25 protein-coding genes and 1 CRISPR repeat array are annotated in these 24,112 nt (G+C 37.2%); of the genes, 18 read left to right on the top strand and 7 right to left on the bottom strand.

From position 1 onward, the window contains the following. Positions 1–36: 36 nt before the first annotated feature. The 3 genes from HMPREF0072_RS01095 to HMPREF0072_RS01090 all read right to left on the bottom strand — a co-directional run bounded on the left by HMPREF0072_RS01095 (position 37) and on the right by HMPREF0072_RS01090 (position 1,683). Complete coding sequence (locus tag HMPREF0072_RS01095; protein WP_004826848.1) at positions 37–708, bottom strand: peptidoglycan amidohydrolase family protein; 672 nt, start codon at positions 706–708, stop codon at positions 37–39. 7 nt (positions 709–715) lie between these two features. Beyond that, on the bottom strand, positions 716–829 hold the full coding sequence (locus HMPREF0072_RS12400) for a YvrJ family protein (RefSeq protein ID WP_231549506.1): 114 nt from the start codon (positions 827–829) through the stop codon (positions 716–718). 233 nt (positions 830–1,062) lie between these two features. Beyond that, the gene (locus HMPREF0072_RS01090) at positions 1,063–1,683 is read right to left on the bottom strand and encodes a TMEM164 family acyltransferase (protein ID WP_248601161.1); all 621 of its coding nucleotides are present in this window, start codon (positions 1,681–1,683) and stop codon (positions 1,063–1,065) included. A gap of 383 nt (positions 1,684–2,066) precedes the next feature. Between HMPREF0072_RS01090 and HMPREF0072_RS01085 the strand changes: the two genes are divergently transcribed. The 5 genes from HMPREF0072_RS01085 (at position 2,067) to HMPREF0072_RS01065 (ending at position 6,304) form a co-directional block, all read left to right on the top strand. Continuing rightward, entirely contained in the window at positions 2,067–3,278 is a 1,212-nt protein-coding gene (locus HMPREF0072_RS01085) for an arginine deiminase (protein WP_004826846.1), read from the top strand. A gap of 50 nt (positions 3,279–3,328) precedes the next feature. Beyond that, complete coding sequence (locus HMPREF0072_RS01080; RefSeq protein ID WP_004826845.1) at positions 3,329–3,526, top strand: hypothetical protein; 198 nt, start codon at positions 3,329–3,331, stop codon at positions 3,524–3,526. 242 nt (positions 3,527–3,768) lie between these two features. After that, positions 3,769–4,230, top strand: a complete 462-nt coding sequence (locus tag HMPREF0072_RS01075) for a PTS sugar transporter subunit IIA (RefSeq protein WP_004826844.1) — start codon at positions 3,769–3,771, stop codon at positions 4,228–4,230. 32 nt (positions 4,231–4,262) lie between these two features. Beyond that, a complete protein-coding gene (locus tag HMPREF0072_RS01070; RefSeq protein ID WP_004826843.1) occupies positions 4,263–5,081 on the top strand; it encodes a Cof-type HAD-IIB family hydrolase in 819 nt (272 codons plus the stop codon). Next, positions 5,078–6,304 (top strand): diphosphate--fructose-6-phosphate 1-phosphotransferase, encoded by a 1,227-nt coding sequence (locus HMPREF0072_RS01065; RefSeq protein ID WP_004826842.1) that lies wholly within the window; start codon positions 5,078–5,080, stop codon positions 6,302–6,304. Before HMPREF0072_RS01070 ends, HMPREF0072_RS01065 begins: the two co-directional genes overlap by 4 nt. A 501-nt stretch (positions 6,305–6,805) precedes the next feature. Here the strand turns inward: HMPREF0072_RS01065 and rlmH are convergent. The 3 genes from rlmH to HMPREF0072_RS01050 all read right to left on the bottom strand — a co-directional run bounded on the left by rlmH (position 6,806) and on the right by HMPREF0072_RS01050 (position 9,005). Then, complete coding sequence (gene rlmH, locus HMPREF0072_RS01060) at positions 6,806–7,288, bottom strand: 23S rRNA (pseudouridine(1915)-N(3))-methyltransferase RlmH (RefSeq protein WP_004826841.1); 483 nt, start codon at positions 7,286–7,288, stop codon at positions 6,806–6,808. Then, entirely contained in the window at positions 7,288–7,692 is a 405-nt protein-coding gene (locus tag HMPREF0072_RS01055; protein WP_004826840.1) for an ATP cone domain-containing protein, read from the bottom strand. Before HMPREF0072_RS01055 ends, rlmH begins: the two co-directional genes overlap by 1 nt. A gap of 71 nt (positions 7,693–7,763) precedes the next feature. Continuing rightward, a complete protein-coding gene (locus tag HMPREF0072_RS01050) occupies positions 7,764–9,005 on the bottom strand; it encodes a DNA polymerase Y family protein (protein ID WP_039930929.1) in 1,242 nt (413 codons plus the stop codon). A gap of 160 nt (positions 9,006–9,165) precedes the next feature. On the opposite strand from HMPREF0072_RS01050, the gene HMPREF0072_RS01045 reads away from it, so the two are divergent. The 13 genes from HMPREF0072_RS01045 (at position 9,166) to HMPREF0072_RS12105 (ending at position 22,472) form a co-directional block, all read left to right on the top strand. Next, positions 9,166–9,561, top strand: a complete 396-nt coding sequence (locus HMPREF0072_RS01045; RefSeq protein WP_004826838.1) for a helix-turn-helix domain-containing protein — start codon at positions 9,166–9,168, stop codon at positions 9,559–9,561. Then, positions 9,561–10,112 (top strand): ImmA/IrrE family metallo-endopeptidase, encoded by a 552-nt coding sequence (locus HMPREF0072_RS01040; protein ID WP_004826837.1) that lies wholly within the window; start codon positions 9,561–9,563, stop codon positions 10,110–10,112. The genes HMPREF0072_RS01045 and HMPREF0072_RS01040 overlap by 1 nt, the downstream gene beginning before the upstream one ends. Further along, on the top strand, positions 10,112–10,654 hold the full coding sequence (mnmM, locus tag HMPREF0072_RS01035; RefSeq protein WP_004826836.1) for a tRNA 5-(aminomethyl)-2-thiouridylate-methyltransferase MnmM: 543 nt from the start codon (positions 10,112–10,114) through the stop codon (positions 10,652–10,654). The genes HMPREF0072_RS01040 and mnmM overlap by 1 nt, the downstream gene beginning before the upstream one ends. A gap of 167 nt (positions 10,655–10,821) precedes the next feature. Further along, the gene (locus HMPREF0072_RS01030; RefSeq protein ID WP_039930928.1) at positions 10,822–13,575 is read left to right on the top strand and encodes a CRISPR-associated helicase/endonuclease Cas3; all 2,754 of its coding nucleotides are present in this window, start codon (positions 10,822–10,824) and stop codon (positions 13,573–13,575) included. Next, on the top strand, positions 13,568–15,256 hold the full coding sequence (locus HMPREF0072_RS01025) for a type I-E CRISPR-associated protein Cse1/CasA (protein WP_004826834.1): 1,689 nt from the start codon (positions 13,568–13,570) through the stop codon (positions 15,254–15,256). Before HMPREF0072_RS01030 ends, HMPREF0072_RS01025 begins: the two co-directional genes overlap by 8 nt. An 11-nt stretch (positions 15,257–15,267) precedes the next feature. After that, positions 15,268–15,879 (top strand): type I-E CRISPR-associated protein Cse2/CasB, encoded by a 612-nt coding sequence (gene casB, locus HMPREF0072_RS01020; RefSeq protein WP_004826833.1) that lies wholly within the window; start codon positions 15,268–15,270, stop codon positions 15,877–15,879. After that, a complete protein-coding gene (gene cas7e, locus HMPREF0072_RS01015) occupies positions 15,863–16,942 on the top strand; it encodes a type I-E CRISPR-associated protein Cas7/Cse4/CasC (protein ID WP_004826832.1) in 1,080 nt (359 codons plus the stop codon). Before casB ends, cas7e begins: the two co-directional genes overlap by 17 nt. 9 nt (positions 16,943–16,951) lie before the next feature. After that, the gene (cas5e, locus tag HMPREF0072_RS01010) at positions 16,952–17,677 is read left to right on the top strand and encodes a type I-E CRISPR-associated protein Cas5/CasD (RefSeq protein ID WP_039930927.1); all 726 of its coding nucleotides are present in this window, start codon (positions 16,952–16,954) and stop codon (positions 17,675–17,677) included. Next, positions 17,659–18,306, top strand: a complete 648-nt coding sequence (gene cas6e, locus HMPREF0072_RS01005) for a type I-E CRISPR-associated protein Cas6/Cse3/CasE (protein ID WP_004826830.1) — start codon at positions 17,659–17,661, stop codon at positions 18,304–18,306. The genes cas5e and cas6e overlap by 19 nt, the downstream gene beginning before the upstream one ends. Further along, the gene (gene cas1e, locus HMPREF0072_RS01000; RefSeq protein ID WP_004826829.1) at positions 18,303–19,241 is read left to right on the top strand and encodes a type I-E CRISPR-associated endonuclease Cas1e; all 939 of its coding nucleotides are present in this window, start codon (positions 18,303–18,305) and stop codon (positions 19,239–19,241) included. Before cas6e ends, cas1e begins: the two co-directional genes overlap by 4 nt. A 1-nt stretch (position 19,242) precedes the next feature. Beyond that, entirely contained in the window at positions 19,243–20,130 is an 888-nt protein-coding gene (gene cas2e / locus HMPREF0072_RS00995) for a type I-E CRISPR-associated endoribonuclease Cas2e (RefSeq protein ID WP_004826828.1), read from the top strand. A gap of 60 nt (positions 20,131–20,190) precedes the next feature. Next, positions 20,191–21,745: direct repeats of the CRISPR family, unit length 29 nt; unit sequence GTTGTACCCGCACAAGCGGGGATGATCCT. Positions 21,746–22,076: 331 nt separating this feature from the next. Next, the gene (locus HMPREF0072_RS12110) at positions 22,077–22,250 is read left to right on the top strand and encodes a hypothetical protein (RefSeq protein WP_004826826.1); all 174 of its coding nucleotides are present in this window, start codon (positions 22,077–22,079) and stop codon (positions 22,248–22,250) included. 48 nt (positions 22,251–22,298) lie between these two features. After that, a complete protein-coding gene (locus HMPREF0072_RS12105; RefSeq protein WP_004826825.1) occupies positions 22,299–22,472 on the top strand; it encodes a hypothetical protein in 174 nt (57 codons plus the stop codon). Between the two features lie 199 nt (positions 22,473–22,671). On the opposite strand, the gene HMPREF0072_RS00990 is transcribed toward HMPREF0072_RS12105, so the two are convergent. After that, positions 22,672–23,988 (bottom strand): sodium-dependent transporter, encoded by a 1,317-nt coding sequence (locus tag HMPREF0072_RS00990; protein ID WP_004826824.1) that lies wholly within the window; start codon positions 23,986–23,988, stop codon positions 22,672–22,674. Positions 23,989–24,112 lie beyond the last annotated feature (124 nt).

Below are 24,112 nucleotides of genomic sequence, written 5' to 3'. Positions count from 1 at the left end.
TGTTATTTTTCTGTTTTTGGACATAAAAAAAGGAGCCTAGTTGGCTCCTTTTGCTATTGCCACATACCTTCTTTCCCCACTTGCTCTTCCTATATAGGATGCCCAGGTGTGGTTTTCGTTTTCGATTAATTTATCGTAGTAGACTTTTTCACCGGGGTAGTAGCAGGCTACTATGGGGGCTTGAGTGGTTGGGGCTGTTCGTACGTTTGTGGCAACTTTTATGATTGCCATACCAATTTTATCTATGATTTGCTGGGCTCTTTGATGTGGCTTTGTGACTGGTCTAAAGTATCTTTCCCTTGGTGACCTTTTTAGGTCGAGGACAGATCTTAGTCCATTTTGCATGGTGGTGATGGTTACTCCGTTTGCCTTGTAGGAACAATGGATAATCCTGTCTTTGGCGAGGAAAATCCCTGTGTGTCCTCCTGCTCCTTGTGACTTTCCTTGGATACCTCTGATGAAGATGTCTCCTCGTCTTACCTCTTCGTAGGTGTATATTTCGATTAAGGCCTTGCCTTTTAGTCTGTAGAGACTTTCGGTGTTGCCGATTGCTGTGCCTTTTGGAAGGTAGGCTCCAGCTATTAACGAATAGTAGACGAAGGATGAGCAGTCATAAAAGACTGGTCCTAGTCTTTGAGGGTAGGCCATGGAATAGGCCACCCTCCCCACTTTGGAGAGGGCAAAATCAATCATTTTTTCTTGTGTCATATTCCTCCTATTTTTTGATTTCCCTCAATATCTCATCAAGCTTACCGTTGATTTGAACAATCAAGATAAGGTTCATTACGATAGGGAAACCGAGTTGTGATATTAATTCTACAATATCCATATGTCATTTTGAGGCAAAACTTACTGACTTTTCTTTATCGCTAGCAAATATCAAAGTGAGCAAGTAGAAGAAAATTTCTCAGACCTTTATTAATCTCAATTTTCCTATAAAAAAAGCTCTAGACCGATGCTAGAGCAATTTTATTTGATTTTAAAGTGAAATTATCTTCTAATAGAAAGTAGCCTCTTTCTCCTTTCTATATTTTTTAGCCGGCTAGTTATATATAGGAGGACCTACTTTTTTGTCCCGAGCCTGGTTTTTAATTTTTCTACAAGGCTTAGGGATAGGATCATTAGCAGGGTCATGGCTATGAATACTATGATAGCTGGAAAGCCAGCGAAAAATTCTATTGGCACCTTTGTTAGGTAGCCATAGTTGGCATTTAAAGTTAAATCCACAATGAAAATTATAAGGTTGATGACAAAGCAATTAATGGCTATATCCTTAACTGGTAAAGATTTTTTATAATTTACAGTTACTAGCAAACCACACGCCATGAGGACGTAGTGGTTTAGGATGTAGGTTGCGTTAGTTACATGTGGCCAAGCATAGTTAGATGGGTCTGGCACTGCAAAGGCGACGAGGGTGCCCACCAAGGCAAGGTCGGCAAAAAATGTTCTTGCCTTTTCTCTTTTCAAAAAGAAAGATAGGGGCAAGCATATACCTGCTATCCTGCAATGGTAAAGAGGAAGGCCTTCCATAATCAAAATATTATGGTCAAGGGTGTACCACCAATACAAAACGCCTTGCAAGCAAATACTAGATACTAGCAAGGTTTTTAATAGCCAAGCCTTCTGTCTAAATTGATAAACGATAAATAAAAATAATACCAAACCTAAACGGACCAAGTGCATATTAAAAGTGAACCCGGCGTCAGGTGTAGTCCTAAAAAAATAATCCATATAAATCCTTTCTTGATAATACAATATTATAACATAATATTGAGGATTAAGAAAATAATTTTGTTAAAATTCTTTTTGTAATCATATATTAGGGCTTGTAAAATTTTTAAGGAAAAATTCGCTACCATTATTTTGGGAGAAAGTTAGGTGTTTTATGTAAAACTTTGCTTTTATTAATAATATTTGTTGCAATGTTTGTGACTTAGTGTTATAATTATATCAGGAAAACGAAATCTAAAGATACTGGTCAGGTGGCTGGTTGATAATAAGGACTTTTGTTGGTGGATATACCAACACTGGTCCTTTTTTTAAAAAAATTACTTTAGGAGATTAAAATGGGAAAAGTAAACGTTAACAATGAAATCAAGACACTAAAAAAAGTTATGCTTCATAGGCCGGGCGAGGAACTTTTAAACCTTACACCTTTCTTGCTTGAAGAACTTTTGTTTGATGACATTCCAGACCTTGCCAAGGCTCAGTCAGAGCATGATGCCTTTGCAAAAATCCTTAGGGATAATGGGGCAGAGGTTGTTTACCTTGAAGACCTCATGACCGAGACCCTAGATAGCAATGAAGGTCTTCGTGAGAAATTTTTGAACCAATACTTAGAGGAAGCGAATATTAAAAACGAAAACCTGTACAAGGAGAGTGAAGCCTTTCTTAAGTCTATCAAGGATACTAAGGCCTTTGTTGAAAAAACTATGTCAGGCATCACCCTTAAGGAAATTGGTGGCTTCAAAAATATTGACAAGATTGTTAGTAACGAGGCTTACACTGCCATCTATCCAATGCCAAACCTATATTTCACCAGAGACCCATTCTCTTCTATAGCCAATGGCGTTTCTATCAATTGTATGCACACCAGGACCAGACGTAGGGAAACAATTTATGCTGACTATATTTTCAAATATCACAAGGAATTTGGTGGTACTAGAGACTTCTATGGAAGAACTTCTGGCCATTCTATCGAAGGTGGGGATATTTTAAATATCAATAAAAACCTTGTTATGGTTGGTATTAGCCAAAGAACTGAGCTTGATGCGATCAAAAAGCTTGCAACAAACCTAATTCTTGCTGACGATAATGAAGTTAAGCAAGTACTTGCTGTAAACATTCCGGTTGAGAGAGCCTATATGCACCTTGATACTGTATTTACACAAATCGACCACGATGCCTTTACATATCATCCAGGCATCATGAGCACCTTCCACGCCTATAGTTTCACTGCAAGAGACGGGGAAGTAATATCTGAGCAATTAGACAAGAGTCTCCAAGACCTACTCAAGGATGCCCTTGGCCTTGATCACGTTAAACTCATCCCATGTGGTGGTGGAGATCCAATCGCAGCTCTTCGTGAACAGTGGACAGATGGGTCTAACACACTCGCCATTGCACCGGGCAAGGTAGTAGTATATGATAGAAACAATGTTACAAACGATGTTTTGGAAAAAGAAGGCTACGAAGTTTTAAAACTTGATTCTTCAAACCTAACAGTAGGCAGAGGTGGCCCAAGATGTATGTCAATGCCACTTGTTAGAGAAGACTAAAAATTGGGTATATATTTATTGGACACTTTTAGAGAAAGAAAGAAGGAAAAATGTTTAATAATAAATATAAAAATAAACCAAATATCATATCTAGACTAGCTAAAGCAGCCTTCATGGTAGGCGCTGGTGCATATCTAGTAGTTAAAAACAAAAAAGAAGTCCAAGAAACTGTCAAAGACGCCAAAGAAAAAGCAAACAGAGTAAAAGATGATTTGATTGACGCCTTTAGTGGTGAAGAATTAAAATAAAAGATAAAAATCCGGCAACAAGGCCGGATTTTTTTGTGGGAATTTATTGATTACTGATTTTTAATTATTAAATATGGTGAAATGAATTGATAAAAAAGTTAAAGCGAGTGATAAAAAAATATCTTGGATAAAACTATTTTGCCGTTTTGTGGTATAGTATGACTAGGAGTTTAATCCTAGACTTTACATATTAAGAATAAGGGTTTTGCCCTTTTATATATTTGACTTAGAAAGAGGATTTTATGGTTGATTTTGATGATAAATTGTTTTTTGCACCTATGACGGGCGAGGTTTTGGATATTACTGAGTGTGTAGACCCTATTTTTTCCAAGTCTATAGTTGGGGCTGGAGTTTTGATGGTTCCTTCGGACTCTAAGGTTTACGCACCTTGCTCTGGCAAGGTTACTATTGTGGCTAATGGCAAGCATGGAATGGCTATAAAAAATCCTTCTGGTCTTCAAGTTTTAATCCATATTGGCATTGATACTGTGGATATGGATGGAGAAGGTTTTAAGACTTACAAAAAAGTTGGCGATGAGGTTAAGGTTGGTGATTTGCTACTTGAGTTTGACCTTGATAAGATTAAGTCTTGTGGCAAGAATATCCAATCTCCTGTTGTTATTACTAATCCAGTTATTAAGAAGGTGGATGTTCTTAGGTCTGGCCTTGTTAATTTTGGGGACGAGCTTTTTAGGATTAAGTAAGGTCTTAATTTTAAGAATAAGTTAGGAGTTGTATGAAAAAACTAATTGCAGTTGATGTTGATGGAACTTTGGTTAATAGCGAGGGGGTGATTACAGCCAGGACTCGTGAAGCTTTGATTGCTGCTAGTAAGGCAGGGCATGAGGTGATGATTGTTTCCGGCAGACCTACCTATGGCTTAAGGGAGCAGGCGAAAGCTTTGGCTTTCGATGAATTTGGCGGGATTCTTTCTTCCTACAATGGGGGCCAGCTTTATGATTTTAAGGCTGATACAATCCTTGTCAATCATCCTATGGACTTTGACCTTGCCAAGGAGATTCTCGAATTTTCAAAGTCTTTGGACCTCATTCTCATGGTTCCTCATGGAGAAGTGATTTTTACCGATGATGCGGAAAATTTTTATTCAAGTCGTGAGAGTGGCATGCTTAAGATGGAAGTTAGGGGAGTTAGGGATATCAGGGATAGCCTAGATTTTGCTCCAAACAAGCTTCTTTTTGCCCAGGATCCTGACAAACTTGATGCACCTTGTGCAAATATTAGGGAAAAGTTTGGCGATAGGACTGAGCAGGTTAAGTCTGCAAGGTTTTATTATGAGGTGATGCCTATGGGGCTTTCTAAGGGCTCTTCAATCATCGAAGCCTGTAAAATTTTTGGCATCGACATTAAAGACACTATAGTTTTTGGCGATGAAATGAACGATATGTCTATGTTTGAGGTGGCTGGCACAGGAGTTGCCATGGGCAATGCAGTAGAGCCGGTCAAAAATGTAGCTGACTTTGTGACAAAGACAAATAACGAAGATGGAATTGCTTATTATCTAGAAAAATTTGTATTGAATAAGGAGAATAAATGAATCTAATCGTAGCTCAATCAGGTGGGCCAACTTCTGTTATCAACTCATCTTTGGCAGGTGTCATTGATAGTGGTATTGATAATGATTTTGAGAAAATTTTTGTTTCAATGAATGGTATCGAGGGAATTATAAACGAGCACATTAGACTTGTGGACGCTGAGGTTTTCACAAAGGAAAATATGACCAAAAAACTTAAGGCAAGACCTGCTTCTATACTTGGTTCTTGCAGGTTTAAGCTTAATGATGACCTTGATAGCCCGGTTTATGAGAAGATTTTTAATGTCCTTAAGAAAAACGACATTGGACTTTTTGTCTATATTGGTGGCAATGATTCCATGGATACAGTTAAAAAGCTAAATGCTTACATAGCTTACAAAAACATTGAGGGCATAAACGTAATCGGCTGTCCAAAAACTATCGACAATGACCTTGAGGGCATGGATCACTCTCCAGGTTTTGGGTCTGCTGCTAAATATATAGCATCAACCTTAAGGAGCTTAAGGTGTGATGTGGATATTTACGACCTTGAGAGCGTAACTTTCGTTGAAATCATGGGCCGTCACGCAGGTTGGCTTGCTGCATCAAGTTTGATTTCTAACTACAACTACCACAAGGACTTGGTAAATCTTTTGTATATACCAGAGGACAAAATTAGTATAGATGAGCTTTTGGGAGATATCAAAGAGGCGTTAAAGACTGATAAAAATTTACTTGTGGCTATAGCTGAGGGCTTTAGGGACGTAGACGGGATTTTGTCTGAAGAAGTTTTCACCAATACCAAGGACGGCTTTAATCATCCAATTGTTTCCGGTGTTGGTCAAAGACTCGCTGATCTTGTTAGAGATAGGCTTAAAATCAAGTCTAGGGCAGTTGAATTAAATATTGTCCAGAGATCAAATACCTTGATTTCAGAAACTGACTCTAGGGAAGCCTACAAGCTTGGCTATAAGGCAGTAGAGCTTGGAACAACAAGGACTAACCTTGTGCCAGTCCTAAGGAGAAAAGAGGGCGAAGCTTACGAAGTTTACTATACAGAAGTAAGTCCAGAAGAAATTGCCAACAGGGAAATGAAAATCCCTCAAGATTGGCTAGTTGATAAGAAAACTCTAGAGAAAAAAATTCAAGCCTACGCCCTTCCACTAATAGCAGGTGAAGTTAAGCAAGTATATGAAAAAGGCATGCCAGTTTTTGTAAGAATAGAAGATTTCACTCGAGAAATTTAATAAAAAAAGACAAACCCCAGTCAAGGCTCGAAAAATAAGAGCAGGCTGGGGTTTTTGTTTCGGGGTTTGCTAAGAATTCGGATAAGTTATATTGTTTATTGTATAGATTTTATGATAATATTTAGAGTAATAGTTTGGGTAAAGATACACCCACCTCGAGGAGCAAAGCGACGAGAGGTCTCCATCGGTTTCTCTAGATGAGGTTCACTTTTTCATCGGAAATTTTTGGGTAAATTATAAAGGCTTGGAATAATAACGATGTATAAACGGAACCCTTGATATAGAGAACGATGGAGGTCTCTCACCTACCTGCGGTAGGATTCGAGACGGCACTTGGGAGTTGGGAAATACTCAGCGCCGTCCCTAATGGGAATACAGCCCGTCGGCTCGAGGAGACCACAGTGAGCGTAGCGAACTGACGAGGGATCTTATCGATTTGGGATACTGATGAACGAAGAAGTCTTCTATATAATCTTATAATAAAGATTATTCCAAATTTTCCTACTTATGGTAAGGTTCCTTGTTTATTATCCTGTAAGCCCTATATATTTGTTCCATTAGGATGACTCTCATCAGTTGGTGGGGGTAGGTCATTTTACCAAAGGATAGCCTGTAATTAGATCTTTTTAGGATATTTTCGCCAAGACCGTTTGACCCTCCGATTACAAAAACCATGTCTCTCCCAAAGCCGTCTAGCATTTCATCTTGGATGAGCCTTGCAAATTTGATTGAGTCTAGGGCTTTGCCGGCGATTTCCAAGGTTACTACAAAGGAATCGTCTTTGATTTTAGACAAAATTCTTTCGCCTTCAGCGTTTTTTACTTGGTCGATTTCTTTTTCTGACAAGGTTTCAGGAGCTTTCTCGTCAGCGACTTCTATGATTTCAACCTTGTTGTAGGAGGTCATCCTTTTTTCGTATTCGGCCAAGGCTTCTTTGTAGAATTTTTCCTTAATTTTTCCTACGCAGATTATTTTAATTAACATTAGTTTTGACTCTGGGCGTAGGCTTCGTAGGCGTCGCGAATCTTTGAGAAGCCTTCGTTTGCTAGAGTGTCTATGACTATATTTCTGACTTCATTAGTTCTTGTAAGTCTTTTTTTGTCGCCATGAAATAATTTGTCTGCCACATCTTTTAGGATGATTGCAATATCAGAGCTATTTAATTGCATACCTGCCATGTCTGCAGCGTTTTTTATTGATCTAGAAAGCTTATCTGCGTTGAATTTTTCGAGGTTGCCATTTTTTTTGACTACATACTCATCATTTCCTGAAATCATGGACATTATAGCATCTACTGACAAAGATTTCATGATTTCACCTATGTCTAGGTCTTCAATATTGTTGTTTTTTAAAAATTCTTTTAGCAAGGTTAATATTTTTTCTGTCATTATTTTCTCCTAAATTTAAAAATTCAATATCATTTCTACCTGTATTTATACCCAAAAACTTTATAAATTTATCAGGAATTATAGTGCCTGTTGGGAAGTGTTATGATTTCGTTGAGCTCCTTTGGAAGCTTTATATCTCTTTTGAGGGCGGCAAAGGAAATAGCATCCTTGCCATATTTTTTTCTGATTTCATAAAGGGCCTTGTCGCAAGATTCTTCTTTGAAATACTTGTCGCATTCGGTGAAGATATCAAGTTGGCTTCCAGAGCCTAGAGGTCTGAGTTTGGTTGCCCTGATGCCGATAGCTCTGACAGGAAGGGGCCAGTCGTATTTTTTGCAAAATAGTTTGAAGCCAGCATCAGCTAGGGTGATTGAAGATTGGCTGGCAAGTTTTAAGTCGTCAGTAAAATGTTGAGAAAATAAATCAGAATCTCTTACGAAAATTTCAACACCGTTGGCTTCAAGTCCAGATTCCCTAAGTCTTCTTGATACAGAAAAACTCAATTCTTGGATGACGTTTTTGACTTCGCCGTTATTTAAAAGGTCCTTCCTGCAAGTGGAGGAGTTGCCGATAGTCTTTATTATGTCCTCGTGACCTATATCAACGACTGGACGTATATCTTCACCATTGGCATAGGTCCAAAGATAGACCCCGTTTATACCGAGGAGGTTTTGTATAAGGCTAACTGGACTTTTGGCAAGGTCTCCTAGGGTGTAGATACCGATGTGGTTTAGTTTTGCCTTGGTTGCCCTGCCTATGCCAACCATAGCCTCAATATTTTGGGGCCAGACTTTATCTTTCCAATTTTTCTCATCAATGACAGTGATGGCGTCTGGTTTTTTCATATCAGAGCCTAGTTTGGCAAAAACCTTGCAAAAGGAAAGACCGATGGACACTGTAAGCCCAACTTCTTCCTTCATACGCCTTGAAATTTCCTTGGCAATGTCCAAACCAGACCCAAAAAGTTTGGTAGAACCAGACACATCTAGAAAACATTCATCGAGTCCGAAAGACTCGACTTGGTTGGTGTAATCGTAGTAGATTTTCTTAGCCATCTTTGAATGCTTAAGGTACTGGTCATAGTGGGGAGAAACTAATATTAGGTCTCTGCAATGGGTCATAGCCTCCCAAATTGGCATGCCAGTTGCCACTCCCATCTCCTTAGCCTCCTGGCTTTTGGCAAGGATGATTCCATTTCTATTTTTAGGATTGCCAGCCACAGCCATGGCCTTGCCCTTAAGGTCTGGGTTTAGCTTGGCCTCTATTGATGCGTAGCAGGCATTCATATCTGAATGTAGGATAATTCTCTTCATTTCGTACTCCTTGAGGTAAAAGATTTTGTAAAACATCTTGATTATTCTAGACTCTTAATGTATAATTAAGACAATAAGTGACTGTGACTTAATTATAAGACACTAAATGTCTTTTGTCAAGACATTTTATGCAATAGGAAAATAAAAAACGAGGAGAGTTATGAGTTTCGCAAGCAAATTAAAAAGTTTAAGAGAAGAAAAAAAATTGACCCAGGGAGAACTAGCTGAGAAGGTAAATGTATCCCTAAAAACCATATCCCGTTATGAACTAGGCATATCCAAGCCAAGGTATAGAAAGACCTACGACCTCTTGGCAGACGCCTTAAATACCAGCCATGACTATCTAGTCACAGATGAAGAAGACTTCATCCTTACAACTCGTGAAAGATACGGCATCAAGGCAGGCAAGGAAGCAGAAGACCTAGTTGATGGTGTGATTGGACTTATGGCAGGGGGCGAAATCCCAGAAGAAGATAAAAGGGCAATCCTAGACGCTATTTCCGAAGCCTACTATATAGCTAGACAAGACAGCAAAAAATTTAGGAACAAAAAATAATGGCCTACTCATATGATCAAATCTATGAGGACGTGCTAGACTTAATCAAAACCCATAAGACTCGTGACCCTAGGCAAATCCTTGAAGAACGAGGGGTCCACATCATCCCCTTCAAGGAAAACACCAAGCTTTTGGGCATGTATAAGATAATAATGGACAGTCGTTTTGTCTTCTACAATCCCTATGTAGACTACAGGATATTAAACATGGTCTTTGCTCACGAGTTGGGCCATGACATCTACCACCAAGCCAACGCAAAGGATACCTTGGTTGAATATGAAATTTTTGATATAAAAAGCGAAATGGAAATAGAAGCCAACATCTTTGCAGCTCATCTTTTGTTGGATGAAAAAAGGCTCATGGACGACATAATCGAAGGCTATACTTACAACGAGCTAGCCAGTATGCACGACGTAAATGTCAACCTCATGATATTCAAACTAAATGAAATGCACAGGATGGGTATGCCTATAAGAAAAGAAGGACCAAGCCAGGCAGATTTTTTTAAGGAAATTGACGGCAAAGACCTTAAAAATTTGAGGTCCTACTGATGGGCAAAAGAGTAACTGACCTAGTAAAAATAATAATAGGTTCAAAAAAAGAAATAAAAGTTGCGGCTGACTTAACAGTAGGAACTGGCAAAGACAGCAAGTATATCCTAGAAAACACAGAAGTAGCAAGGCTCTATGGCTTTGATATCCAAAAAGAGGCAGAAAAAGAAGCAAAAAAATTAATAGGCGACGATCAAAGATTTATTTTCCACCTAGACAACCATGCCAATATTGAAAAATATATAAAAGAAGGGCTTGATCTAGCCATATATAACCTAGGCTACCTGCCAGGAGGCAACAAGGAAATCACAACCAAGTATGAAAGCACAATAAAAAGCCTAGAAAAAATCCTAGACCTTTTAAACAAGAACGGCATAGCCATAATAACAATTTATCCAGGCCACCCAGCAGGCAAAGAAGAAAGCGAAAAAATTGAAAAATACCTAGCAGGAATCGACCAGAAAAAATATGGGCTAATAAAAATAGCCTACCCAACCAGACCCAATAATCCACCATACATAATTGTGGTAGAAAAGAACTAAGAGCTAAACAAAAACCACTTGCCAAAGGCAAGAAAAACAAGGCCAGTTCAATGGGTCTTTTAATTTATAAAATTTTGGGAAATGGAAGAGAAATATGAAAAACCAAATTAAAAAACTACATAGATGAAGTTGTTTTATTATATAATTAGAGGAGAAAGGTGGAAGTTATGGAAAAATTTTTGTGGGCAAAGAAAAACAGGGTGAAAAATATCCCGATGTGGCTACCTTTGCAAGTGCATTTAGCAGATACTAGGGAAGTGTGTGGTTATTTGTATAATCATTGGCTATCTCAAGGGGTTAGAGATTTGTTGATGGATTCTGTAGTAACTGATGTGGAGGATAAAGATGAGCTTCTTTTAAATTTGTGCAGGTTTTTGGGAGCAACGCATGATCTTGGCAAGGCTACACCAATTTTTCAGGTTAAAAAATCTTTTAATGGGGATTTTGAACTTGATAATTTGGTTTTGGAAAAGCTTGTAAATGCAGGTTTTAAAGACATTGATAAATTTTCCTTAACTAAGAGAGAAAATATTCGCCATAATATTAGTGGCCAATATTTATTAACTAAATTTGGGGTAAATTTTTGCGTAGCAAATATAATTGGAGCCCACCATGGTAGACCGATTTCTGAAAAGGAAGCAGATATTTGTAATTCTTTTGCTTCAAGCCTTTGCCAAGAGGATAAAACAAGCTCAGAAAGGGCGCTTTTTTGGCAAAACCTACAAAAAAGTATTTTTGATAAGGCACTTATTGGTTGTGGTTTTTCTGGTGCTGAGGATTTGCCCTTAATTTCTCAGCCTGGACAAGTTATCTTAGCTGGTCTTTTGATTATGGCAGATTGGATTACTAGCAACGAAAATTATTTTCCTCTAATTGCCATAGACGAAGTTGAGGTAAGTCCTGATAGGGTAGAAATTGGATTTAAAAAATGGCTTGATGATAGAGCTGATGCTTGGACGCCTCATTATTATTTTGATGGAATTTATAATGAAAGATTTCCTTTTATAGAAAAACCGAAAGATACTCAAAAGAAAATTTCAAAAGCGATTTCTAATACTGATGAACCTGGAATATTTATTATTGAAGCTCCGATGGGTATAGGTAAGACTGAAACAGCCCTAATAGCAGTTGAAGATCTTGCCAAGAAAACTAACCGTACTGGTATGTTTTTTGGACTACCAACTCAGGCTACGTCAAATGGGATTTTCACTCGTGTGAGAGAATGGCTCGACCATATAGAAGGGGAAAAGTCTCTTAGGCTAATACACGGCAAGGCCCAGCTTAATGATGAGTTTTCAAAACTTCCAAAAAGTAGGAATATTCATGGAGGAGATGAAGTAGGGGTTAATGAATGGTTTGCAGGTAGGAAGGTGTCAATACTCGATGATTTTACAGTGGGAACTGTTGATCAAATCCTCCTTGTAGCTCTTAAACAAAAACACTTGATGCTAAGGCATTTGGGTTTGGCTAATAAGGTTGTTGTTATAGATGAAGTCCATGCCTATGATGCATATATGTCTGTATTCTTGTATAGGGCTTTGAGGTGGCTGGGAGCCTATAAAGTTCCTGTTGTTATTCTTTCAGCGACTCTTCCAATTTCAAAAAGAAACGCTCTTTTAGAAGCTTATATGATTGGAGCAGAACTCGGTTATGATAGACTTCCAAAACCAGAGGGCTTTGAAATAAATGAAGCCTACCCACTTTTAACCTACAATGATGGGGCGAGCATAAAACAATTTGCTGATTTTAAGAAAGACGCTGGAAGATCTTACAAAATAATAAAAAAATCTAAAGGTGAAAGTGAAGACCTAGTTAGTTTAATTAAGGAAAATACAGCCCAAGGTGGGGTTGTGGGCGTGATGGTAAATACAGTTAGGAAGGCCCAGAATTTTGCCAGAAAATGTATAGAAGTCTTTGGGGAAGATAGGGTCGAGCTTTTACATTCGTCTTTTATATCTACCGATAGGTACAAAAAAGAAAAAAATTTGATAGAAACTATTGGTAAAAATGGCAATAGGCCTGATTTTAAAATAGTAATAGGCACTCAGGTAATTGAGCAATCTTTGGATATAGATTTTGATATCCTAATTACAGACCTTGCCCCAATGGACTTGATTCTCCAGAGAATGGGCAGACTTCACAGACACAAGGAAACCAAAAGACCTGAAAATCTCAAAAATCCAATGGTTTACGTCTTAAATTGTGGTGGATATGATTTTGATAAGGGAAGTAGTTTTGTTTATTCTGAATATATATTATTTAGGACTGAGTATTATTTGCCAGAAAGAATCAATTTGCCAAATGACATTTCCCACTTAGTACAGCTTGTTTATGGAGATGGGGATTTGGATTTAGATGGGGACTTACAAAAGTTATACGAAAAATATAGGGATAATCGTGATGAACAAATAGACGATAAAGAATTCAGAGCTAATGTTTACAGACTTGATAAACCTCTAAAAAAGATAGGAGATAAGAAAAATTTATCGGCTTGGCTAAAAAATTCAAATAAAATGGCAGAATCATCTGATGTTAAGGCCAATGCCCAAGTTAGGGATAGCTCAGATACCATAGAAGTAATTGCCCTTAAGGCTTGCCAGGGTGGCTATGAATTTTTTGACAAAGTAGGTACTCTTGATCCATATGATAATAAGACAGCCATGGAAATAGCAAAAAGAACTATTAAACTACCGAATGCTGTGTACTTTGATAAAGAAAATGGGTATATAATTGACAAGGTGATAGAAGAATTGGAAAAATATTATCTAGAAAATTTATCAGCTTGGGATGACCAAGCTTGGCTTAAAAATTCTTTGGCAATAATATTTGATTCAAACAATGAATTTAGGCTAGGGGATAAGGTTTTACTTTATGATGAAAAGTATGGTTTGAGCGTAAAAAAGGAGGATAAAGATGAGTGAATTTAACCTAATTGATGAACCTTGGATATCGGTAGTAACTGACTATAAGGGGACAACGAAGCTTGTAGGTTTGAGAGAATTTTTTCAAAATTGTCATAATTATTTAGAACTGGCCGGCGAAATGCCAACTCAAAATTTTGCAGTGATGAGATTTTTACTCGCCATCCTTCATACGGTTTTTTCAAGGTATGATGCAAATGGAAAGCCTTATGAAATGGTTACAATAAATGAAAAAATGCAGCAAGTTGAAAATGTTGACGAAGAGTATGAGGAAGACTACGAAGATGCCCTCATGGAAACATGGGAAAGTCTATGGAAGTCAGGGAAATTTCCTGAAATAGTAACAGACTACCTAGAATGTTGGCACGATAGGTTTTATCTTTTTGATGACAATTATCCTTTTTATCAGGTGACTAAAGAGGAAATTTCTGAATCTAAAATCAGCAAGACCAACCCAAGCGAAATCTTAGGAAAAAATATTAATAGGCTTGTATCTGAGAGTGGAAATAAGATAGCGTTGTTTTCACCCAAATATAGTTCTGACGACAATAAAGAAATTTTAGACTATGATGAGGTTGTTAGATGGCTAATATCTTTTCAATCTTATGCGAGTTTATCAGATAAGGTTAGGTTTAGTAATAAAAGCTATAAAGCTTCTAAGGGATGGCTATTTGATTTGGGTGGAGTTTTTCTATCTTCTGACAATTTATATAAAACAATGGTTTTAAATCTGGTTTTAGTCAACACCTCAAACACTGACTATAATACAAATATTCAAAACCCTGTTTGGGAATATAAGCCTAGCGAAGTTGTCAAAAAATACATGAGTGATAATCCGATTAATAACACAGCCGAACTTTATACAGCTTATTCTAGGGCCATATATATAAGTGATTTTGATTCCGAAAAGCCTTTTAAAATGGGAATTGTAAAACTACCTGAAGTTTTGCACAGTAATAATTTTTTAGAGCCAATGACTGTATGGAGATACAACAAAGATGGGACTAATAAAGGTGATTTTACTCCAAGAAAACACCAATTAAATAAGTCTTTGCGGAGATCGTTTGGTTTGATTACGGAGACTGAAGATGCTAATGAAGGAAATGAGAATACAGCAAAAAGAAAGCCTGGTATTATTGATTGGTTAAATGACGTTAATGATTATATTGGAGATGAGTTTGTAAAAATAAACGCAATAAGCATGGAAGATGATGGAAATGCTATGTCATGGGTGCCAACAAATGAAATTGTAGATAGTATATACATCGAAGCAAATCTTGTGAATGATTTGGAAGATAAAGGCTGGATATTTAGAATAAATAAAGTTGTAGATAAAACTAAATATATTGTAGACAAAATTTTTAGATCATTTGTTAATGATACTAAAAAGATTAGAAACATTGAATCAAACGAATATGTATCAAGATACTCAGAAAGCCTATATTATGAGCTTGATAAACCTTTCAGAGATTGGTTGATAAGTATTGATTATTCGGACAATAAGGATAAAAAAATAGATGATTGGTACAAGGAATTAAAGAAAATTTCAATCAAACAAGCAGAGAAGATTGTAGCTGATTCTGGACCAAGAGATTACACAGGCATAATTGAAAATGATTCTGTAAGAAATATTGCAACTGCTTTTAACTTTTTTATGGCAAGAATAAATAAAGAATTATAAAGGAGGTATAGATGGAAGATTCTAAATTAAATGTTTATAAGGAAACGGCAAAGATTCTAAGGCTTCTTGACAATGATAGGGATAAGCCAAGTACCAAGGCCATCTTTGCTAATATTAGAAATTCGATTAACAAGGACTCATCTGTTAATATGGATGCCTTGGCCTTTGTTTTTCATAATATACCAGAAGAATTTTTAGGCTCCAATAAAAATTTAAATGATTATGAGAAGGCAATCCTAACAGCTGTCCAAATGTACGCCCTCCACCAACAAGCTAAAGTGGACACTGTTTTAAAGCTTGATTATGAAGAAGGGGAGAAAAAGCAAAACCTAGGAGATGCTTTAAAAACTGCTAGAGATAAGGAAGACGATACCAAAGCACTCGATAGAAGGTTTAATGCCATGATAACATCAAGCAATTTTGATGAACTAAGCCACCACCTAAGGCAAATGATAAAACTTTTAAAAGCTAAATCAGACGTTAAGGTTGACTATGCCAGCCTTGCCGATGACCTATATTGGTTTTTGAAAAATCAAAGAGAAGGGCTAAAAATTAAATGGTCAAGATCATATTATAAATTCAACAAAAAAGAAGGGGACGAAAAAAATGCAAAACAAAATTAACAACAGACTATTTCTAGACATCCACGCTATCCAAACCGTACCACCAGCAAATATCAACAGGGACGATACAGGTAGTCCAAAAACCGCCCAATACGGGGGTGTAACTAGGGCTAGGGTTAGCTCTCAATCTTGGAAGAGGGCTATCAGAAAATATTTTAACGAAAATGGTGATGTGGAGAATGTAGGAATAAGGTCGCTTGAAATTGTTAGATATGTAGCTAACAAAATCGTCCAAAAAGATGGTTCAATAAGCATAGAAGAAGCCATGGAGATGGCTGATAAAACTATAAATAATGCTAAGATTTCAACTAAAGATCAGAAAGCTAAAGCCTTATTTTTCATGAGTGATAAGCAAGCAGAAGAACTTGCTCAAGCTAGTATCGATAAGGTTAACGATAAAAAAATTCTCCAAGAGATTTTGAAAAATGATACTTCTATTGATGTAGCATTATTTGGCAGAATGGTTGCAGATGATGCTTCTCTAAATGAAGATGCATCTAGCCAGGTAGCTCACGCTATATCAACCCATGCTATCCAAAGTGAATTTGACTTTTTTACCGCTGTTGACGACCTGGCTCCAGAAGATAATGCGGGAGCTGGTATGCTTGGTACAGTTGAATACAATTCTTCAACCCTCTACCGTTATGCAAATATTGCCCTTCATGATTTCTATAGGCAGCTTGCTGATAAGGAAGAAACCATAAAGGCTACTAAACTTTTTGTAAAATCTTTCGTAGAATCCATGCCAACTGGAAAAATAAATACCTTTGCCAACCAAACCCTACCTCAAGCAATAGTTGTAAGTCTAAGGTCTGATAGGCCTTTAAACATGGTAAGCGCCTTTGAAGAGCCAATTAAATCAGATAATGGCTACGTTGATAAATCAATAGAAAAACTTTTTTCTGAATATACAAAATACGACAAAATTCTTGATAAACCAATCTTTACAGCCTATTTAATTTTAGGCAATACAGAAGTAAATGAGATAGGAAAGTCAGAAGCAAGTCTAAATGACCTCCTAGAAGACTTGGGCAAAGAGATAGAAAAAAATATAGAAGCCTAGGTGATAATAGTGAAAACTATCTTATTAAAATTAACAGGACCTATGCAGTCATGGGGGACTTCATCTCGTTTTGAAACGAGGACAAGCGACTATTATCCATCAAAATCAGGGGTAATTGGGATAATAGCGGCAAGCTTTGGCTATGAACGTGATGAAGATGAGAAAATACAAAAACTAAATGATCTTGACTTTGCTGTCAGAGTTGACCAAGAGGGAGTCCTTAAAAAAGACTACCACATAGCTAGGAAAGTAAAGCCAAATGGAGAACTTGAAAGAACTTATGTAACAAACCGTTATTATATGGAAGACGCAGTTTTTGTTGTAGCTATCTCTCATGAAGATGATAAGTGGATGGAAGAAATCCTTCAAGGACTAAAATATCCATATTTCCAACCCTTTATGGGAAGACGCTCCTGTCCGTTGCCTGCAAGGTTCATCTTGGGCACAAATGAGGAAGGACCAATAGAGGCTTTAGAAAATCTTGACTGGCAGGCTGCTGATTGGTTTAAAAAGAAAAACAAAAATTACCGAGCAGATATCTATGCCGATAAGGACCTCTTGCCAGAAAATTCTCACACAATTAGAAATGACAGAGTTGTTTCATTTTCTCAAAAAGAACGTAAATTTGGACCAAGATTTGAGGCTAGATCTAGCCTAGTCATGGCAAAATCAGATAAAGACCCATTTGACGTTTTTGAAAGCTTGGAGGGCCAGTTATGTATTTATCAAGAGTAGAAATAGATATAAATAATAGAAGAAAGATGAAAGACTTAACCCATCTTGGCTGCTACCATGGTTGGGTAGAACATTCTTTTCCACAAGAAAATGATATACGTACAAGAAAATTGTGGCGAATTGACAATATTGGTGATAAATACTACCTAATAATCCTAAGCGAGTATATACCAGATAAGGAAAAGCTGGAAAAATATGGCGTTGAATCAACAACAGAAGTCAAGGATTATGATGAATTTCTTGCTTCTTTAAAAGAAGGGATTAGGGCAAAATTTAGGATAAAACTAAATACAGTTATAGCCAAAATAGACAAAGAAAATTCAACAAAACGTGGTCGTATTATGCCTGTACCTAATGAAAAATTAAATGGATTTTTAGTTGATAAGGCCCAGAGAAATGGCTTTGAAGTTAAGACTGATGAATTTGGGATAAGCAAGATAGATAAAGAATATTTTATGAACTTTGATAAAGAAGATAAGAAAAAATCGAGGAAAAATATTGTAAGCGCCACCTATGAAGGAATGCTCACAATTACTGACCTTGAAAAATTTAAAGTCGCTCTTGTAAATGGCATTGGCAAGAAAAAAGCCTACGGTTGTGGGTTTTTGACAATAATACCAGAAAAATGAAAAACATAGCAGGAGCAAAAAAGACAGACTTAACTGAATTGCCAAGGATATCTGATAGGGTAAGCTTTATCTATGTTGAACACGCAAAAATAAATAGGGTTGACAGTGCAATTACAGTTAGCGATTATCGTGGCCTTGTAAATATACCCGTATCACTTATTGGTGTTCTCTTGTTAGGACCAGGCACAGATATAAGCCACAGGGCCATGGAAATTCTTGGTGATGTCGGAACATCTGTAATCTGGGTAGGTGAAAGGGGCGTTAGATATTATGCCCATGGCAGGAGTCTTGCTAATTCCACTAGATTTTTAGAAAAGCAAGCTAAATTAGTTTCAAATAAAAGGACCAGACTCACTGTTGCAAGAAAAATGTATGCCATGCGTTTTAAAGGTGAGGACGTTTCAAACTTAACCATGCAGCAACTTCGTGGCAGGGAAGGATCAAGAATTAGAAAAGTTTACCGAGATTGCGCAAAAAAATTTAATGTAAAGTGGGAAAGAAGAGCGTATAAGGTTGATGATTTTGAAGATAGCGATCCAGTAAATCAAGCCTTATCAGCCCTAAATGTTTCCCTGTACGGAGTATGCCACAGTGTAATAGTTGCCTTGGGCATGAGCCCTGGACTTGGCTTTATCCATACGGGCCACGATAAGTCTTTTGTTTATGACATAGCTGACCTATACAAGGCAGAATTAACAATTCCTTTAGCCTTCGACCTTGCAAACAAACACCAAGAGGGAGAGGACATTGGGAAAATAGGCAGACTTAGTCTCAGAGATAGGATGGTTGATGGGAAATTAATGCAAAAAATCGTAGAAGATTTACAATTCTTAATGGATATATCTGAGGAAGAAAAAATATCCACCGAAATAATCGAGCTTTGGGACGATAAAGAAAGAAATGCTAAACATGGCATAAGCTACAGAGAGATTTAAAATGCCATTAACAGTAATAACCTTAAAAAATTCCCCACCATCATTAAGAGGTGACCTCACAAAGTGGATGCAGGAAATAGCGACAGGAGTCTATGTAGGAAATTTCAATACAAAAATAAGACAAGAACTATGGGAGCGAGTGGTAGAAAGCGTAGGAAGTGGCGAAGCTACAATGACCTATGCCTATAGAAATGAAATAGGATATAAATTTGAAACTCACAATTCAAATAAAATAATGATAGATTTTGAAGGAATCCCCTTAGTACTAACACCACAAAACCCCAAAGAAGATAAAAAAGAAAATAAACTTGGTTTTAGCAAAGCCGCAAAGATGAGAAAAGCGAAAAAATATTTCTCATTCAAATCTCAGGAACATACCAAAGCCTATATAATAATCGATCTTGAAACAACAGGACTTGACCCAATAAATGATAGGATAATTGAAATAGGTGCGATAAAAATCGGTAAGGAAAACAAAGAATATTCCTCAATTATATGGCAGGATATAAAATTGTCAGAAAAAATAAGCAACATAACCGGAATAAGCGATGAAGATATAAAAAAAGGCAAAGATGAAAAAAACGCCATAAATGAATTTATAGACTTCATAGGAGAAGATACACTCGTAGGATATAACATAAATTTTGACATTAAATTTATAAATGAATCCCTAAAGAGGCAGGAAAAACCAAAAATTAAAAATATGACCTATGATGTCATGCAATATGTAAAAAACGATAAGTTATTTCTTAAAAATTACAAGCTAGAAACGGTCATAAAAGAATATGGAATAAATAAAAATGTACCTCATAGAGCGCTGGAGGATGTGAAAATAATTCAAAAACTAATAGCTAAACTAAATAAACTTGTCAAAAGATTAGAAAATTAAAGTGAATCAAAATTCCTGAAAAAAGGATCCAGATTGGCTTAATAATGTATTTTTTTTACTGTTGTACCCGCACAAGCGGGGATGATCCTAATTTTAAAAATCAATTTAACGAACCAGGTAAGTTGTACCCGCACAAGCGGGGATGATCCTGGAAAAGCGTGATTATAACGTATGGAATGTTTGTTGTACCCGCACAAGCGGGGATGATCCTAATATAATTTAATTTATTATCAAATTTTAAAAGTTGTACCCGCACAAGCGGGGATGATCCTCTCTTGCTTCACTTCTTCCAGCATCTCCTTGGGTTGTACCCGCACAAGCGGGGATGATCCTAACACCTTCGACAAAGAAGACAGTATGTACCAGTTGTACCCGCACAAGCGGGGATGATCCTGGAATAAAAATGATTACAATTACCCAAGACACAGTTGTACCCGCACAAGCGGGGATGATCCTGATGACAATATGGACGCTTCCACCAGTAGAAAGTTGTACCCGCACAAGCGGGGATGATCCTAATTAGAAATGTTTCCTATATAGATTATAAGAGTTGTACCCGCACAAGCGGGGATGATCCTTAAAAGATGACTAGAAAAAGAGATATTAATGAGTTGTACCCGCACAAGCGGGGATGATCCTCCTCCATCTGTGCCACATTTTGGCATAGACTGGTTGTACCCGCACAAGCGGGGATGATCCTTTTAAGGAGGCAACTCCGAAATTACACTAAAAGTTGTACCCGCACAAGCGGGGATGATCCTAATTTATTAAAATGATCATTATCGTAAATCAAGTTGTACCCGCACAAGCGGGGATGATCCTCAATTTTCATTCTCATAGAATACCACATATTAGTTGTACCCGCACAAGCGGGGATGATCCCGGTTAAAGTTAAGAAGATAAATTCATATTTAAGTTGTACCCGCACAAGCGGGGATGATCCTTAAAAGATGACTCTTGATGTTGAAGCTTTTGAGTTGTACCCGCACAAGCGGGGATGATCCTTCTACCAGAAATGATTATCATCCACATTATCAGTTGTACCCGCACAAGCGGGGATGATCCTGCTATGTTAATAAACAGAATTAGAAAAAATATGTTGTACCCGCACAAGCGGGGATGATCCTGAAACAAACACTCCAGAAGGTTATCCATATAAGTTGTACCCGCACAAGCGGGGATGATCCCAGCTAGAGCCTTTGAAAAAGCCTTTATAGGCAGTTGTACCCGCACAAGCGGGGATGATCCTCAGACCAACAATCCCGATTAAAATCATAAAACGTTGTACCCGCACAAGCGGGGATGATCCTATCTGCTATTGGATCTGCTGTTTCTGCGTTCCGTTGTACCCGCACAAGCGGGGATGATCCTTCTTCCCATATCCCAAAGCCTTCCTTGCAGCAGTTGTACCCGCACAAGCGGGGATGATCCTCCAGGTTGGAAGTTTTCAAGCCTTTTAAATAAGTTGTACCCGCACAAGCGGGGATGATCCTAGATATTCAAAAATTAGATACTGTTGATTTAGGTTGTACCCGCACAAGCGGGGATGATCCCTTGCTGCTAGGCTTTTGAGGAAGGTTATAAAGGTTGTACCCGCAGACGCGGGGATGATCCTTTCTTAATATATTCCTCTGAAATTAATTTTAAGGACAGGACTTGCAAGTGGGGGAGTTCGATTTTTTATTTTTTGGGATTAAATCAGGTCATAAAGGGTATAATATTAAGGGAAGTGTTAATACTTTTTCATTTCGAATTTTTTATTAATCATTTATTTTTTCAAAAATTAATTCTCTATTTATTTTCATTTTTAATTCTGAATTTATCAATTTTTTTAATCGAAATATCATTTTGTTTTAAAAGCTAGCTTTGTTTGTGTTTTGATTTTAAGTTTATGAGTTTATAAAAATTAGGATTTTATAAAGTTTTTTTGGAAGAAGGAGAAAATTATGAATAGAGAATATTTAATAATGAGAATAGCACTGGGAGATACAACTGCTGAGGCGAATAATATCACACTCACAGAAGAGGATAAAGAGGCCATCGAGTGGTACAAAAAGGAGTCTGAGAAGGCTAAGAAAGAGGGCAAGCATATTGTTTTTTATGCTCCTGATATGGATTAGGTATTTTGTTTAGTAGGATTATTTGAGTTCAAAATATGGGAGATTGAAATGAATAGGGAATATTTGCTTATAGGTATAGCGCTTGGTGCTGAAAAAGCAGAGGATTATGATATAATACTCACAGAAGAAGAAAAAGAAAGAATCAAGAGATACCAGGAAGAAAGTGCCAAGGCCAAGAAGGAGGGGAGGCATATTGTTTGGTATGCTCCTGATGATGAATAGGATTAGAAAATATAATTTAGCAATTAAAATTTTAAAAGTAGGTTAGATCCTAAAATAAAAATGATAGCTTTAGTTATTAGTTTACCTTAGCTAAATTTAGGCTAAGACCTGTTTGGGAAATTTTTTGTAAAGTAAAAGGCATGGCCAGTTTTTTGGTCATGCCTTTTTGAATTTGTTGATTTTCAAGTTTCCAAGTTTCCTAGAAAGATATGTGGTATCTTATGGCTATGAAGCATAGGATTATGGCTAGGGGTACGAAGATGTATTTGCCTGTATAATACCAGGTATTTCCGTATTTGCTTTTTACGCTTTTGTTTACTTCGCTTAGGAGGTCTTCTTTTTTGATTATCCAGAACCATGTGATGGCTCCTATTATCCCGCTGATTGGGAGGATGTAGATAGTTACTATGTCCATCCATGGACCCCATTTTGAGATTGGTTCGATGAAGATACCTATTAGGTAAATTGTTGTGATTAAAGCGATTAGAACCATTTTTCTTTTTAGTTTTGGGAAGCTATAGACTATGGCTTCGGTTATGGTTTCTAGCATTGATTGGATTGACGATATGCCTGCAAAGACTACTGCTAGGAACAAGATAATTCCATATAATTTGCCAAGGGGCATTTCTTTTAGGGCTTGGGGCAAGACTACAAAGAGTAGTTTTGGTCCACTTGCTGGTGAAAAGCCGTAGGCAAAACATGCTGGTAGCATTACGAAGGCTGAGATCATAGCTGAGAGGGTGTCAAGTCCCATTGTGATGGTTGATGCTTTTATTACATCTTCATCATCTGGCAAGTAAGACCCATAGACTACCATTACTGTTCCTACTAGGGATAGGGAAAAGAAGGCCTGGCCCATGGCTGCGACCCAGGTTTTGATTTCCTTAAGTTTTCCAAAGTCCATGTTGAAGATAAATTTATAACCTCCAAGGGCTCCGTCAAGGAAGAATACCCTGATTGCAAGGATAAGGAAGAGTACGAAAAACAAGGGCATGATAAATTTGTTTGTTTTCTCAATTCCTTCGGTTTCGTAGGCTAGGGCAAAATACACTAGGACCATCAAGAAGAGGTGGGGAATAATTACCTTAAAATCATTTGTGGATATGCTATCAAACCAAGTGGCACTTTCAACAGTGAAAATACTTCCACTGATGGTATCAAACAAGGCTTTGATGACATAGGTAATTACTACAGCATAGCCGATTGATAAGAGGCCTACTCCTATCATTGGTAGCCACCTAATTATTTTGCCAAATTTTTCCATGTTGCGACTTTTGTAGGCTTCTTTGTAGACAACCATTGGTCCTGATTTATATTTTCTGCCTATGGCGTTTTCCGCGGCCAGACCTACCCTGCCAAAAATAAAGGCGAATAGGAGATAGGGCAATAAGAATGCCAATCCACCATTAGAACCTAATTGATAGGGAAAAGCCCAAACATTGGCTAGGCCTACAGCAGAGCCAACACAAGCCATTATAAATCCCCATAGGGAAGAAAACTTATTTCTATTTTCCATAATAACTCCAATAAAATAATTTTAAATTAATGATTAATAATCTAATTATAATGAATTTTGGGAAATATTCAAGCAAGTGCGAACTTTTAAAAATTTTTTATAATATTATTTTAAAAAATAGTTT

The sequence above is a fragment of the Anaerococcus lactolyticus ATCC 51172 genome, assembly GCF_000156575.1.
GTDB lineage: Bacteria > Bacillota > Clostridia > Tissierellales > Peptoniphilaceae > Anaerococcus > Anaerococcus lactolyticus.
Note: the sequence above shows the minus strand (reverse complement) of the source record. Positions and strands in the feature narration are given on the sequence as shown.

Bases quoted from the DNA above. Each gene is read 5' to 3' on its own strand.
- rlmH (WP_004826841.1), bottom strand. From the start codon at position 7,288: ATGTTAATTAAAATAATCTGCGTAGGAAAAATTAAGGAAAAATTCTAC.
- HMPREF0072_RS12105 (WP_004826825.1), top strand. From the start codon at position 22,299: ATGAATAGGGAATATTTGCTTATAGGTATAGCGCTTGGTGCTGAAAAA.
- cas7e (WP_004826832.1), top strand. From the start codon at position 15,863: ATGCAAAACAAAATTAACAACAGACTATTTCTAGACATCCACGCTATC.
- casB (WP_004826833.1), top strand. From the start codon at position 15,268: ATGGAAGATTCTAAATTAAATGTTTATAAGGAAACGGCAAAGATTCTA.
- mnmM (WP_004826836.1), top strand. From the start codon at position 10,112: ATGGGCAAAAGAGTAACTGACCTAGTAAAAATAATAATAGGTTCAAAA.
- cas6e (WP_004826830.1), top strand. From the start codon at position 17,659: ATGTATTTATCAAGAGTAGAAATAGATATAAATAATAGAAGAAAGATG.
- HMPREF0072_RS01080 (WP_004826845.1), top strand. From the start codon at position 3,329: ATGTTTAATAATAAATATAAAAATAAACCAAATATCATATCTAGACTA.
- HMPREF0072_RS01095 (WP_004826848.1), bottom strand. From the start codon at position 708: ATGACACAAGAAAAAATGATTGATTTTGCCCTCTCCAAAGTGGGGAGG.
- HMPREF0072_RS12110 (WP_004826826.1), top strand. From the start codon at position 22,077: ATGAATAGAGAATATTTAATAATGAGAATAGCACTGGGAGATACAACT.
- HMPREF0072_RS01040 (WP_004826837.1), top strand. From the start codon at position 9,561: ATGGCCTACTCATATGATCAAATCTATGAGGACGTGCTAGACTTAATC.
- cas2e (WP_004826828.1), top strand. From the start codon at position 19,243: ATGCCATTAACAGTAATAACCTTAAAAAATTCCCCACCATCATTAAGA.
- HMPREF0072_RS01085 (WP_004826846.1), top strand. From the start codon at position 2,067: ATGGGAAAAGTAAACGTTAACAATGAAATCAAGACACTAAAAAAAGTT.
- HMPREF0072_RS01065 (WP_004826842.1), top strand. From the start codon at position 5,078: ATGAATCTAATCGTAGCTCAATCAGGTGGGCCAACTTCTGTTATCAAC.
- cas1e (WP_004826829.1), top strand. From the start codon at position 18,303: ATGAAAAACATAGCAGGAGCAAAAAAGACAGACTTAACTGAATTGCCA.
- HMPREF0072_RS01090 (WP_248601161.1), bottom strand. From the start codon at position 1,683: ATGCACTTGGTCCGTTTAGGTTTGGTATTATTTTTATTTATCGTTTAT.
- HMPREF0072_RS00990 (WP_004826824.1), bottom strand. From the start codon at position 23,988: ATGGAAAATAGAAATAAGTTTTCTTCCCTATGGGGATTTATAATGGCT.
- HMPREF0072_RS01025 (WP_004826834.1), top strand. From the start codon at position 13,568: ATGAGTGAATTTAACCTAATTGATGAACCTTGGATATCGGTAGTAACT.
- HMPREF0072_RS12400 (WP_231549506.1), bottom strand. From the start codon at position 829: ATGGATATTGTAGAATTAATATCACAACTCGGTTTCCCTATCGTAATG.
- HMPREF0072_RS01030 (WP_039930928.1), top strand. From the start codon at position 10,822: ATGGAAAAATTTTTGTGGGCAAAGAAAAACAGGGTGAAAAATATCCCG.
- HMPREF0072_RS01070 (WP_004826843.1), top strand. From the start codon at position 4,263: ATGAAAAAACTAATTGCAGTTGATGTTGATGGAACTTTGGTTAATAGC.
- HMPREF0072_RS01050 (WP_039930929.1), bottom strand. From the start codon at position 9,005: ATGAAGAGAATTATCCTACATTCAGATATGAATGCCTGCTACGCATCA.
- HMPREF0072_RS01075 (WP_004826844.1), top strand. From the start codon at position 3,769: ATGGTTGATTTTGATGATAAATTGTTTTTTGCACCTATGACGGGCGAG.
- HMPREF0072_RS01055 (WP_004826840.1), bottom strand. From the start codon at position 7,692: ATGACAGAAAAAATATTAACCTTGCTAAAAGAATTTTTAAAAAACAAC.
- HMPREF0072_RS01045 (WP_004826838.1), top strand. From the start codon at position 9,166: ATGAGTTTCGCAAGCAAATTAAAAAGTTTAAGAGAAGAAAAAAAATTG.